Raw genomic sequence first — 12,969 nt, 5'->3', positions numbered from 1 at the left:
GGCTGCGCTTGGCGCATCCCTGCGATGCAGCGTTACCACACCACCCTGTGGTCCCATCCCGGACCTGGGATCATATCGGCCATGCCCTTGACCTTGCAGACCATCGCCTCGCGCATCGAAGCGCTGATCACGCAGCTGTCGCATTTCCCCTGGAAGACGACGGCCCAGACCCTGCGCGAACGCTTTCGCGAAGACCACCTGGGCCTCACGGCCAGCAGCCTGACCTTCACCACCACGCTGGCGCTGGTGCCCTTCTTTGTGGTGGCGCTGGCGGTGTTCACCGCGTTCCCCATCTTCGGCAAGGTGCAGGACGTATTGCAGCGCTGGCTGGTGGAGAGCCTGGTGCCCGACAGCATCTCGCGCCAGGTGCTGGGCTACCTGACCCAGTTCGCCGCCAAGGCCAGCAGCCTGGGGGTGGCGGGTTTCAGCATCCTGCTGGCCACGGCGCTGGCCCTGATATTGACCATGGACCGCACGCTCAACGACATCTGGCGCGTGCGCCGCCTGCGCCCCCTGGGCCAGCGCGTGCTGATCTACTGGGCCGCGATCACCCTGGGCCCGCTGCTGCTGGGGGTTAGCCTGGCGGTCACCTCGTACGTGATGTCCGCATCGGGCGGCCTGGTCCGCGCCTTGCCCAGCGGCGTGCAGCTGCTGTTCGACTCGATCCAGTTCTTTGTGCTGGCCGGCTGCATGGCGGCGCTCTACCACTACGTGCCCAACACCCCGGTGAAGTGGCGCCACGCCTGGGCCGGCGGCTTGTTCGTCTCGGTCTGCATCGAGCTGGCCAAGCGGGTGCTGGCCATCTACCTGAGCAATGTACCGACCTATTCGGTGGTCTACGGCGCCTTCGCCACCCTGCCCATCTTGCTGGTCTGGATCTATGTGGCCTGGGTCATCGTGCTGCTGGGCGCGGTGGTCACGGCCTACCTGCCCAGCCTGCTGGCCGGCGTGGCCCGCCGCGGTACGGTGGCGGGCTGGAATTTCCAACTGTCGGTGGAGGTGCTGCAGGAGCTGTACCTGGCGCGCCGCCATGCGCAGAAGGGCTTGCGTGCGAGCGAGCTGGCACTGCTGCTGCGGCTCGATGTGCTGCAGCTTGAGCCGGTGCTCGATGCGCTGCTGTCCCTCGATTGGGTCGGGCAGATCAACGATGCCACCAGCGACCCCGATGCGGCGGATGTGGCCGAGCCGCGGTATCTGCTGCTGGTGGATCCTTTGGCTACTTCGGCTGAGCCGCTGGTGGAGAAGTTGCTGTTGGAGCGGGTGGAGAGTTTGGGGTCGTTTTGGAACAGTGCGAGGTTGGAGAGGATGAAGGTGGCGGATTTGATTCGGGGGCGGTGATCTTTGGTTCGTCGGTGTGGTTGCTGCGTGCCTTGATGGAGGGCGGGAGCCGGGTCTCGGCCCGGCGGCCGAGGTACCTTTCTTTGCGTCGCCAAAGAAACGTACCCCAAAGAAAGGCGACCCCGCTGCCCGTGTCCCCCTCGCCGGTGGCGAGGGGGCAGCCTGCGATGCTCGGGCCTGGGGTGTGCCGCAGAACTCGCTGCGTTCTTCGAACTCCGCTCAAACAGCTGCGGCAAGCATGACAACGATGCGCGTGTCCTTCGGCACGCGCTCACCCCAGGCCCTGCGCTTCTCGGCACGGTCAGAAGGGGGTGGGAACGGGCCCCACACGGGCCATTGCTTCGCTCGGCCTGTGGTCCTTCGCTGCGCTCGGCTCGCCCGGGCGATCGCGCCCAACACGTCGGCAGCGCGCAGCGCGAACCGACACCCGGCGCAGCTGCGCAGCAGCAGCCGTCGTTGACCCCGCTCCCACCCCTTCTGGCTGCGCCGAGAAGCGCAGGGGCTGGGGTGGGTGCGTGTGCCGAAGGACACACGCACTTCGTGATCTGGCTTGCCGCTGCTGTTTGAGCGGAGTTCGAAGAACGCAGCGAGTTCAGCGGCACCACCCCAGGACCGAGCATCGCAGGTTGCCCGCAGCGAAGCGAAGGGACGCAGACAGCGGGGCGCTGTTTCTTTGCCTACTTTCTTTTTGCGCAAAAAGAAAGTAGGTGCGCCGCCGGGCGCATATCCCGGCCTCCGCCCTTCACCCAGGCAAACGGCTGAAAAGAACCCTGAACTCAACGCGCCGGGGCAGCCACAGACGCAGCCGGCCCTGCCACCGCAGCAGCAGGCGCCGCACCACTGGCCCCAGGCGCAGGTACGACAGCCGGCGCAGCCACCGGCGGCGTCACCGTCACCCGCGGCACCCACCGATCCAGCCAATGCGCCCGCCAAGCCACAAACCCCACCACAACAGCCACCAACACCCCCAGCGCCACCCACACAGGACTGCGTGACTCCGCAAACGGATCATCCAGCATGCGCCGCGCATTGACCGGTACCTTGGCCGTCTGCGACAAGGACCCTCCCAACCGGGTGTTCACCCGCATGCGCCCGTTGATCGCCCAGCCGCTGGCATCGAGGATCGGCCCCAGGCTGCGCTGGCGCAGCTTGAGCCAGGCGATCAGCATGCTCGGCCCCGAGATCGCGAGCACGATGCCGATGAGGGCCAGCGGTATCCAGACCCCCAGGTCCACGAACTTGCCGAAGATGCCCACCAGCACCGCGCTGATGCTGCCGAGCGCCACGCCGATGGCGGCCACCGTGCCGACGTCGGTGCGGCGCGGGGTACCGGGCACGGTCACGCTGCTGGCGTTGGTGCCCACGGTCTTGAGATCGCTGCTGGCCAAGGTGCTGGCGGCCGCGCCCAGTGACTTCTGTGCGCGCGCATCGCTGGCCGAGGCGCGCTTGGCTACCTGTTCCTCGATCATGCGCACGAACTTCTTGTACGGCGAAAAGAACGCCTGGCGGATGCTCGTGGGGTTCTCGATGATGCGGGTGATGGTGGCATCCCAGTCGTGGCCATCGCGGTCGTAGAACACGCCGTTGCGGCCCACGAAGAGGAAATCCACGTCGCCGGCGGTGAAGGCCGCCACGATGCCCATCTTCTGGCCCTTGCGCGTGCAGTCGCAGTACGCCAGGTAGGTCTTGGCCAGGCCAGCCAGCTTGGCGTGGCGCGCCGCGTCGGGCACCTGCACCACCAGGTCGCAACTGCGCGCGTCCAGGTACAGGGTGCCGGCCTGGAAGATCGCCCCCCGGCGCTGGTAAAACGCCGAGAACGAAACGAAATTGTTGAGCAGCTCCAGCAGCCCCTGCTTGAAGCGCAGCAGCTTCTCCAGGTCCAGCGCCTGCTTGTTGTGCTCTTCCTCGGCCTCGTCCTCGGCAATGAGCGCCATCACGCGCTGTTCGGCGTCGCCCGCGAGCAGGGCCTCGCGCACCTCTTCGTCCAGGGTATCCAGGCGGGTGGCGGGGCGTTCGGCCAGCCATTGCTGGCAGGGAGCCAGGGCCTTCTGGATCAGTTGCCATTCGTCCTGGGTCAGGCTCTCGGCATCGCTGCGGGCCAGCAGGGGCTCCACCGTGCGCTCGCGGAAATTGCGCAGGGCCTTGGCCCAGGCCGGGTTCACGCCGCGCGCGAGGGGCAGGGCGCCGCCGGGCGTGATGGGGGCCAGGGGCAGGGCGGTGATGGCGGGCGAGGCCAGGCCCAGGTCCTTGCCGGACATGGCGCTGTATTCCTCCAGCGAGGGGTTGAGCGCCGTGGCGGCGCGCGGGTCGTACGTGGCCAGGCGCGTGCGCGCAAAGAAGTCCTCGACCTTGGCGGCCACAGCGTTCATGGCCTCGGTGGCGGCCAGCGTGCGCTCGCCCAGGGCCAGACCGGTGGTGGCCTCGCGCGCCTTGGAGGCCCAGGCCCGGAGCTTGTTCAGGTCCGCGAAAAAGGCCTCGGCGCGCTCACGGTCGATGCCGGGCAACTGCTTGTCGGTGGCGGGTGGAGTGCTGCCCTGCACGGTGACGATGTGGCCGATGGCCTCGCGTGCCACTGTGTCCTCGCCCGCCGTGTCGGCGGTGATGATGCCGTCGCCGTTGAAGCGCATTGCGCTGAGCTGCTTGCTGCGCTCGACCACGTCGGCCAGCGCAATGGCGGTGGCCTCGGGCCGGCCCGCCATGGACAGCAGGCGCCGGGCCTCGGTGGCCAGCGCGGCGCCCTCTTCGGTGCCGTCGTTGATGGCCTCGATCTCCAGTGCGGCGCCGGGCCGGGCCAGTTCACCGGGATCGTGCAGCCGGGCGCAGGCCCAGGCGCACGCCTCCAGCAATTCGGGCGGGCGGATCCGGCCGTCCTTGTCGGTGTCGATCAGGTCCAGCGTGCGCTCGTCGAACTCGATGCCGCGCGTGGGGCAGGCCAGGGCCACCCAGAGCTTCTGGTCCAGCTCCGCCAGATGGGCGATGTCTTCGCCGCTCTGGATGATGACCTGGTCCACGCCGCCGGCGCGAAAGAACTGCCAGGCGTGCTGGGGCGGGGGCTGCTCGGGCTGCAGCGGGGCAGGGTGGACGGGGAGGGCGGCGGTGGCGTTGATCGGGTGTGGCGGCTGGTCCATGCGGTGATTGTGGGCGGCCGGTGTGCCGTCACGCCACGGACCCGGGCGAACAGGCCTGTCAGCGCGTTCCTACGAGCGCGAGAAAGCCGCCCCCACCCATCGCAGTGGATTGAACCCCGTGACCAGCCCCGTGGCCACCAGCACCAGCATGCCACCCCAGAGCATGCCGGAGCCCAGCGCTTCGCCCAGGAACAGATGGCCCCAGGCCACGCCGAACAGCGGGATCATGAAGGCGCTGCTCATGGCCGCCACGGGCGACACCTGGCTGAGCACACGCAGGTTGAGCCAGTAGGCCAGCCCAGAGGTGACGACGCCCATCACTGCCACCGCGGCCAGGGCGCCGGGCGTGAAGCGCGCTTCGGGCAGGCTCCAGACGGCACCGGGCAGCAGCATGACGAGGGCGGTGCCGTGGATGCCGGCGGCAATCGCCAAGGGCGGCATGCGCGTGGTGGCGCGCTTCATCCAGGGGGTGGATACGCCATAGCAGGCCGAGGCCACCATGCAGGCTACGGCCGCGATGACGAGGGCCGGTGTCGGGTCCACCGGGCCCAGCTGCACGATCAGCGCCACGCCCGCAAAGCCGCAGATGCAGCCCAGCCATTTGCGCGTGCTCAGCGTGTCCTCCTTGAGCCAGGCGGCTGCGATCACGCTGAAGGGCACGGCCATGGTGTTGAGCAGCGAGCTGTAGCCCGCAGGCAGGTGCAGCGCGGCCCAGGAGTACAGCAGGAAGGGGATGGCTACCGTGAGCGCGCCCAGGCCGAGCAGCTCGCGCCAGTGGCGCCAGGGCCAGCGCTCACCGGCCAGGCGCATCAGCGCCATCAGCGTGAGCGTGGCCAGCCCGATGCGCAGGGCCGCCATGACATTGGGGCCGAGCACGGGGCTCGCAACACGGATGAAAAGAAAGGAGGCGCCCCACAGGGCAGACAGCAGCACCAGCTGCAAAAAGTGGCGAGTCTTCACTGGAGTATTGTGCCCCCCTGAGTCGCTTCGCGCCTTCCCCCCAGGGGGACACCCCCAGCGCGGCGGGGCGGCCCTTGCGCGGGGGCACTGGCATGGGGCGCGCCTATGTCATGGGTCAAGGGCGGTAACCAAGCGGTGAACCAGGAGCTGCCTTAGACCTTGCGGTACTTGCCAGCCTTATTTGCGCACCTCGTCCACCATGGCGCGGAAGTCGTCGATGTCCTCGAAGCTGCGGTAGACGCTGGCAAAGCGGATGTAGGCGATCTTGTCGAGCTTCTTGAGCTCGCGCATCACCAACTCGCCGATGCGGCTGGAGAGCACTTCGCGCTGGCCCAGGTTGAGCAGCTTTTCCTCGATGCGCTCGATGGCGCTGTCGATCTGCGTGGTGCTCACGGGGCGCTTGCGCAGCGCCAGGTTGAACGAGCCGAGCAGCTTGCCGCGCTCGTACTCGATGCGCCGGCCGTCCTTCTTCACGATGGCCGGGAAGCTCACTTCCGGCCGCTCGTAGGTGGTGAAGCGCTTGTCGCAGGCGCCGCACTGGCGCCGGCGGCGGATGAAGTCCCCGTCTTCAGACACCCGGGTCTCGACGACCTGCGTTTCCTGGTGGCTGCAGAAGGGGCACTTCATGTCCGGATCAGCCGTAGACCGGGAAGCGTGCCGTCAGTGCATTGACCTTGGCGCGCACGGCGGCGATGTTGGCTTCGTCGCGTGGGTTGTCCAGCACGTCGGCGATCAGGTTGGCCGTGGCGCGGGCTTCTTCTTCCTTGAAGCCGCGCGTGGTCATGGCGGGGGTGCCGATGCGCACGCCGCTGGTCACCATCGGCTTTTCAGGGTCGTTGGGGATGGCGTTCTTGTTGATGGTCATGTGGGCGGAGCCCAGCACGGCCTCGGCTTCCTTGCCGGTGATGCCCTTGGCGCGCAGGTCGACCAGCATCACGTGGCTTTGCGTGCCGCCGGAAACGATGCGCAGGCCGCGTGCGGTCAGCGTTTCGGCAACCACCTGGGCGTTCTTGATCACCTGCTCCTGGTAGGCCTTGAAGCCGGGCTGCAGCGCTTCCTTGAAGGCCACGGCCTTGGCAGCGATCACGTGCATCAGCGGGCCGCCCTGCAGGCCGGGGAAGATGGCGCTGTTGATGGCCTTCTCGTGCTCGGCCTTCATCAGGATGATGCCGCCGCGCGGGCCGCGCAGGCTCTTGTGCGTGGTGGAGGTGACCACGTCGGCATGGGGCACGGGGTTGGGGTACACGCCTGCGGCGATCAGGCCGGCGTAGTGGGCCATGTCGACCATGAAGATCGCGCCCACGTCCTTGGCCACCTTGGCAAAGCGCGCGAAGTCGATGTGCAGGCTGTAGGCCGAGGCACCGGCGATGATGAGCTTGGGCTTGGTCTCGTGCGCCTTCTTTTCCATGGCGTCATAGTCCAGCACTTCCTTGGCATCCAGGCCGTAGGAGACCACGTTGAACCACTTGCCCGACATGTTCAGCGGCATGCCGTGCGTCAGGTGGCCGCCTTCGGCCAGGCTCATGCCCATGATGGTGTCGCCGGGCTTGAGGAAGGCCAGGAACACGGCCTCGTTGGCCGATGCGCCGCAGTGCGGCTGCACGTTGGCGGCGTCGGCGCCGAAGATCTTCTTGACGCGGTCGATGGCCAGCTGCTCGGCCACATCCACGTGCTCGCAGCCACCGTAGTAGCGCTTGCCGGGGTAGCCCTCGGCGTACTTGTTGGTCAGTTGCGTGCCCTGGGCCCACATCACGGCGGGAGAAGCGTAGTTCTCGCTCGCGATCAGTTCGATGTGGTGTTCCTGGCGGGCGTTCTCGGCCGTGATGGCGGCAAACAGCTCGGGGTCGGCTTGTTCTACAAGAATATTGCGGTCGTACATGTTGGCAGTCCTATGAACTTGTGTCCCTTGAAACAAGGGCTGCCCAGGCGAACGGCGGAACGCGGCGGGTTGCTCCCGTGCGGCACGCTCCCCAGTGGTTCACAAGAGGCCAGCCCTTGTCGGTTTCCACGTCAGCGGCAGCCCCCGTGCGGGTTCTGCGCCTATCGCCAGTTGCGTACCCTCCTAGTGTAGCCGAGGTGGCACCGCTGCCAATGCGACAGGGGACGAAGATCTGGCGACCCCAAAAAACGCCCCCAGCACAGCGGGGGCGTTGGCCGGGCCAGGGCACGCCCCGGGGGGGGCTGCTCGCCGGGTTACAGCGGCTGCGAGGACAGGAGGGCGACCTTGTCGCCGCTGGCGCCCACTGCGGGGTCCGCGGGCGTGTCCAGCTTGGCGGCGGCAGGAATGGATTGCACGGGCGCCACCTGGGCCGGGGCCTGCGTGGACAGGGTCGCGGGCGGGTTGATCGGCATGCTGCGGCCGCCGGCCACCTGGCGCAGGCGGAAATGCTCGGCCAGCACCTTGGCGGTGTAGCCGCCATCGTCGGGCAGGTTGGCTGCGCCCACGTAGTAACGCAGTCCGCCTTCGAGCGAGCCGGCGCGGGCGATGCATTCCTGCAGCACCTTCACGCCCACGCGCAGGTTGGTCACCGGGTCGAAGGCCGCGAAGTGGCCGCCGAAGTTCTGGTACTTCTCGGTGTGCACGGTGGTCATCACCTGCATCAGGCCCTGGGCGCCCACGGCGCTTTGCGCGAACGGGTTGAAGTTCGACTCGATGGCCATGATGGCCAGGATCAGGGTCGGGTCGAGCTTGTTGCGGGCGCCGAGTTCATAGGCCTCGGCCACCAGCACGCTCAGCGGCTCGGGGGCCACACGGTACTTCTTGCTCAGCCAGAACGCCACGGCGGCCTGCTCCTTGGGCAGGTCCTTGGGATTGCCGGCGGTGGCGCGCTCGCTCGCCTCGGGCTCGATGGGCATGCCCAGCACGGCGACCTGGCGTGCCTGCAGCCAGTTCATCAGCTTTTCTTCTCCGGCCTGGCGCAGATCGGGCCGGGCGCTCAGTGCGATTACGACGAATGCAACGGTCAGCCCGATGAGGGCGAAGCTGCTGTGGGTGATTTCAAGAAAACCTTCTGTCACATCGGCTGCGAAGGTTCGCACGCCGGAGACGATTTTTCCTGACGCTGTCATAGCTCTTCCTTTCTGGGGCGCTTCCCTGAGGCCCTGCACAACCGGATCGGTGGGCAGGGTCAGGCGTATCACCTGGATTGGTACGCCATCAATTTCAGGGCCTGCAAAAAGCAACAAGGGCCGTGAGTTGACTTAGCCGGGTTCGGCAGCGGGTTGGGGTTTTTACTAGCCATTTTTGAGGCTGGCGGATTCTAGGAGGTCACCAAATAGCTAGTCAATACTAACAAAAACAAATGTTAGATCAATTTGTAATGAAAAATCTGTTAAAAAACACAGGGTTTTGCGTTTTTTCCCTCGAAAGGGAGGGTGTGTGCACCAGAGGGGCATGACAACAGGATGTCAAATTCAATCGGCTTTTTCCTACCCATTGCAAAACCGGCTTGAGGTCCCCGGGCGACTTTGGTAAGGTTCAGTGGCCTGTTGATTTCAGGCATCGCCAGACGAAGCGAACTCTCCCGCCGATGCGCATGCAGTGCCGCGGTGCAGCAGATGAAACTTCCACGGCACCCCCTGGAGGCAATACCTTGCCTCCTCGCACAGCGGACCTTCATCTCCGCGGTGCGAAACGATGGCAAAGGACCGTTGTGTCAGCCGTCAAGCCCGGGAGGCTGTCCATTTCGGAGAGTCCCCCGGGCTTTCTCGTTTGTGGGCGGGCGCCTGGCTCTGTGCGGTGGTTTCGGCACGTCGGGCATGTCCTTGTAGCCCCTTTGCCGCAACCGTTGCCGTCTTGGCTTCATGGCCTCTCATTGGACTGCCTCAAGGCATTGAATGGGCCCTTGGCGCATATATATAGATAATGGGGGCAATTCCCAGGGCGGGCACAGGCCCCTTGGGACACCGCAACCTGCGAAGCAGGGTGCAGAGGCCCGCGCACCGGGTGGCCCTGGACAGGACTCCCCCGAGGAATTCTTTGCCGGAGCGGCTGGTGGCCCTCCTGCACGAACCCGGTGAAAATAGCCCGTTTTCTGCCATGTACCTTCTTTGGGTCGGCGCGCGCCTCGGTGGCCTTGCGCGTCCGTCCGGATGCAGGGATGGCCGTTCGTAATCCATTGGATCCATGTTTCCATTTTTTTCCCGCAACAAAATGTCCGACGCACCTGAAGTGAATCCGGCCCCGGCCAAGACCCCAGAGGCGCATCCCCTGGATGCACTGACCGGCGGCGCCTTCTCTGCCGCCACCTCGGGCGAGCGCGCCTCCCGCATCCGCGACTGGCTGCTTACGCAGCCCGCGCCAGAGCAACTCCAGGAGGTGTTCAAGGAATTGAGCGGCCGTGACAAGGGCGCTGCCCGCGCTGTGCGCGAGCGCCTGGACGAGATCCGCCGCGCCAAGGGCCAGGAGGCCATTGCCGCCGAGTGGGCCGAGAAGGCCCAGGCCCTGCTGGCCGCGCCCAAGCTCAATATCGCCGATGCCCTGGCCTGGCAGCGTGATGCCGCCAAGGCCGGTGCGCCGCTGTCGCGCGAGCCGCTGTCCCTGCTCAAGGTGCAGGTGGCCGACCGCGTCAAGGTCATCGAGGACCTGCAGCACCGTGTGCAGGTGCAGCGCGAGGCTGCCGTGCTGCTGGCGCAGCGCATCGAAGTGCTGTCCACCAAGCCCTGGCGCGACGCCCATGCCGCGCTGGAACTGCTGCGCGGCGACGTGGCGCGCTGGCAGGAGCAGGCCCAGGAACTGACGGGCGATGCCAGCTGGGCCAGTGTGGAGGCGCGCTTCCCGCCGCTGCTCGATGCCTCGCGCACCCAGCTGCTGGTGGTGTGGGACGCCTTCCAGCCCGCCGTGGCCCAGGCCGCTGCTGCTGCCGAGGACGCCAATGCCCCCCTGCCACCCGTGCCCGTGTGGGCCGACGAGCTGCGCGTGGCCCGTGGCCTGCCCACCGAGGCGGCCGCCGCCGCCGCAGCGGCGGCACCGGGTGCGGCGGCCAAGCCGGCCCGTGCGCAGAACAAGCCCAAGGTCGACCCCGAAGTGCGCGACAAGGCCGTGCAGGCCGTGCGCGACGCCCTGGTGGTGCTCGAGAAGGAAACCGCCGAAGGCCACGGCAAGGCCAGTGCCGGCGCTGCCGCCGCGCTGCGCGCCGTGCTCAAGAACCACGGCAAGCACATCGATGCCGCGCTGGAGCAGCAGGTGCACACCGCCCTGGTGGCGGCTGGCGAACTCGAGGGCTGGCAGCGCTGGGGTGCCGACCAGGTGCGCGAAGACCTGGTGGCCAAGGCCGAAGCCCTGCTCAACCGCCCCGAGGGCCAGGCCCTGGGTGGCCGCAAGATGCAGGAAACCCTGCGCGCCCTGCGCGAGCAGTGGAAGCAGGCCGACCAGGGCGGTGCGCCCAACCACGGCCTGTGGAAGAAGTTCGACGAGGCCTGCAACGCCGCGCACAAGGTGGTGGAAGCCTGGCTCGACAAGATCCGCGCCGATGCCGCCGAGCACAAGGCCCAGCGCCTGGCCCTCATCGAAGAGGTCAAGGCCTGGACGGCGGAGCATGCGGCTTCGGGCGACTGGAAGGCCATCAACCGCGCCCTGTACCAGTTTGGCGACCGCTGGCGCGAAGGCGGCCATGTGGGCGAGAAGATCTTCGCCGAGCTGCAGCCGCTGTGGAAGCAGGCCATTGCCGGTGCCGCTGCGCCGCTGGAAGCCGCGCAGAAGGAAAGCCTGGCGCGCCGCCACGCCATGATCGACGAGGCCGTGGCGCTGGGCGCCGCACCGGCGCTGCGCATCGATGCCGTCAAGGCGCTGCAGCAGCGCTGGCAGGCCGAGGCGCAGACCGTGCCGCTGGACCGCAAGCACGAACAGAAGCTGTGGGATGCCTTCCGCAAGCCCATCGACGAAGCCTTCAACCGCAAGTCGGCCGACCGCGAAAAGGCCGTGACCGAGCTGAGCGCGCGCGACCGCGTGGTGCTCGATGCCTCCAAGGCCCTGGAAGCAGCCAACGCCACGGGCGACGCGCAGCAGATCCGTGCTGCCGTGCAGGCCCTGGAGGCCGCCCTGCGTGGCCAGGCCCAGGCTGCCGAAGCGGCCGCATCGGCACAAAAGAGCGAGCAAGGCGCTGCCGCATCGGTGGCGCAGGCCGACGAGGCTGCTCCTGCAACGGCGGGTGACGGCGAGGCTGCTGCGGCCGATGGCGAGACCGCTGCTGCTCCCGCTGCAGCCCCCGTGGCCCCCCCCAAGCCTGCCCGCCCCGTGGTGGCCGTGCGTGGCGACGACCGCCCGGGCATGAAGAAGGATGCGCCCGCGGCCCCTGGCCGGGGTGGTCGCCCTGGCGATCGCCGAGATGGCCCTGGTGGGCGTGGCGACGGTGGCCGTGGTGCCCCGCGTGGCGATGGCCGTCCGGGTGACCGCGGTGGAGACCGTGGCGGCCGCTTCGGTGACCGTGAGCGCCCAGCCTACGAAGACCGTGGTCCACGCCTGGGCGATACCGCCTTCCGCGCCCAGCGCGATGCCATGGAACATGCCCAGTTGGCCTTGAAGAAGCTGGCCGCGCAGGCCCACGGCGAAGCCCTCACGCAGCTGCTGTCGGCCTGGGAAAAGCGCGATGCCGCGCAGGTGCCGAGCGCCCAGGACCTCGGTGGCCGCGTGTCGCCCGCCGTGCGCACGTCCTGGACGCAGGCCCTCTCGGCCGCGCCCAAGGGTGATGCCGCCGAAGCGCTGCTGCGTCTGGAGATGGCGGCCGAGGTGCCTACCCCGGCCGAACACATTGCTGCGCGCCGTCTGCTGCAGCTGCAGCTGCTCACGCGCCGCAACGATCCCACACCCGAGCAGACCTGGGGCCAGGATGCGGCCAAGGTGCTGGCCAGCGGCAGCGATGCTGCGACCGCCCGCCGTCTGCAGAACGTGCTGAAGAACCTGCTGCGCAAGTAATCAAAATAGGAGGGTGCGGGGCCGCGGCCCCGTGCGGCTCTCTTGGCGCGCCTTTGCGTGCATGTCGTCGGGCATGGATGCGAGGCGCGTTTCTTTTTGGGGGCGGCCGTCCATGCCGTGCCTTCCATGCCCTGCCATGTGGCATGCGCGTCGTTCAAGGCGATGCAAACAAAAAAGCCGTTGCGGATGCAACGGCTTTTCATGTGTTTTGGTGCCCAGGAGAGGACTCGAACCTCCACGATGTTACTCGCTAGTACCTGAAACTAGTGCGTCTACCAATTCCGCCACCTGGGCTTTCAGATCAGATTTGAATTATAGAACGTTTTTTGGGGTCGCCAGGAAAGTTGGCCACTTTTTTGAAAATTGTTGGCGGCGGTGCACGGTTTCATGGACGCCGCACCTTGCACGGCACGGAGACCGACAGGGACTGCTCGATGCTCCGCATCACTGCGGCCGATGTGCACCGCCGGCGTGGTCAACCAGAAAATAAAAAAGCCGCTGTAAGTACAGCGGCTTCGATATTTTGAAAACCATCTCTGGTTCTCGTTAAACTTGGTGCCCAGGAGAGGACTCGAACCTCCACGATGTTACTCGCTAGTACCTGAAACTAGTGCGTCTACCAATTCCGCC

Annotated in this window: 7 protein-coding genes, 2 tRNA genes and 1 riboswitch; of the genes, 2 read left to right on the top strand and 7 right to left on the bottom strand. The window is 67.1% G+C overall.

Going from position 1 to position 12,969, the window contains the following annotated elements:
* Positions 1–81: 81 nt before the first annotated feature.
* Entirely contained in the window at positions 82–1,338 is a 1,257-nt protein-coding gene (locus AC07X5_RS14125; RefSeq protein ID WP_494770668.1) for a YihY family inner membrane protein, read from the top strand.
* Positions 1,339–2,114: 776 nt separating this feature from the next.
* On the opposite strand, the gene AC07X5_RS14120 is transcribed toward AC07X5_RS14125, so the two are convergent.
* From AC07X5_RS14120 to AC07X5_RS14100, 5 genes are all read right to left on the bottom strand, one after another.
* The gene (locus tag AC07X5_RS14120) at positions 2,115–4,466 is read right to left on the bottom strand and encodes a hypothetical protein (RefSeq protein WP_494770667.1); all 2,352 of its coding nucleotides are present in this window, start codon (positions 4,464–4,466) and stop codon (positions 2,115–2,117) included.
* Positions 4,467–4,535: 69 nt separating this feature from the next.
* Positions 4,536–5,426, bottom strand: a complete 891-nt coding sequence (locus tag AC07X5_RS14115; RefSeq protein ID WP_494770666.1) for a DMT family transporter — start codon at positions 5,424–5,426, stop codon at positions 4,536–4,538.
* A 177-nt stretch (positions 5,427–5,603) separates the two neighbouring features.
* Entirely contained in the window at positions 5,604–6,053 is a 450-nt protein-coding gene (gene nrdR, locus AC07X5_RS14110; protein WP_494770665.1) for a transcriptional regulator NrdR, read from the bottom strand.
* Between the two features lie 7 nt (positions 6,054–6,060).
* Positions 6,061–7,305 (bottom strand): serine hydroxymethyltransferase, encoded by a 1,245-nt coding sequence (glyA, locus tag AC07X5_RS14105; protein ID WP_494770664.1) that lies wholly within the window; start codon positions 7,303–7,305, stop codon positions 6,061–6,063.
* Between the two features lie 34 nt (positions 7,306–7,339).
* Positions 7,340–7,490: riboswitch (ZMP/ZTP riboswitch) on the bottom strand.
* Between the two features lie 129 nt (positions 7,491–7,619).
* Positions 7,620–8,495: a lytic transglycosylase domain-containing protein gene (locus tag AC07X5_RS14100; protein WP_494770663.1), complete on the bottom strand. Its 876-nt coding sequence runs from the start codon at positions 8,493–8,495 to the stop codon at positions 7,620–7,622.
* Positions 8,496–9,552: 1,057 nt separating this feature from the next.
* On the opposite strand from AC07X5_RS14100, the gene AC07X5_RS14095 reads away from it, so the two are divergent.
* Positions 9,553–12,339, top strand: a complete 2,787-nt coding sequence (locus AC07X5_RS14095) for a DUF349 domain-containing protein (RefSeq protein ID WP_409955085.1) — start codon at positions 9,553–9,555, stop codon at positions 12,337–12,339.
* 209 nt (positions 12,340–12,548) lie between these two features.
* On the opposite strand, the gene AC07X5_RS14090 is transcribed toward AC07X5_RS14095, so the two are convergent.
* Positions 12,549–12,633: transfer RNA gene (locus AC07X5_RS14090), tRNA-Leu, on the bottom strand.
* 259 nt (positions 12,634–12,892) lie between these two features.
* Positions 12,893–12,969, bottom strand: a tRNA-Leu gene (locus AC07X5_RS14085).

Source organism: Acidovorax sp. GW458-11-26-14-TSB4 (assembly GCF_059423865.1).
The sequence above is the reverse complement of the archived record's forward strand: the minus strand, read 5'-3'. Positions and strand labels throughout refer to the sequence as shown.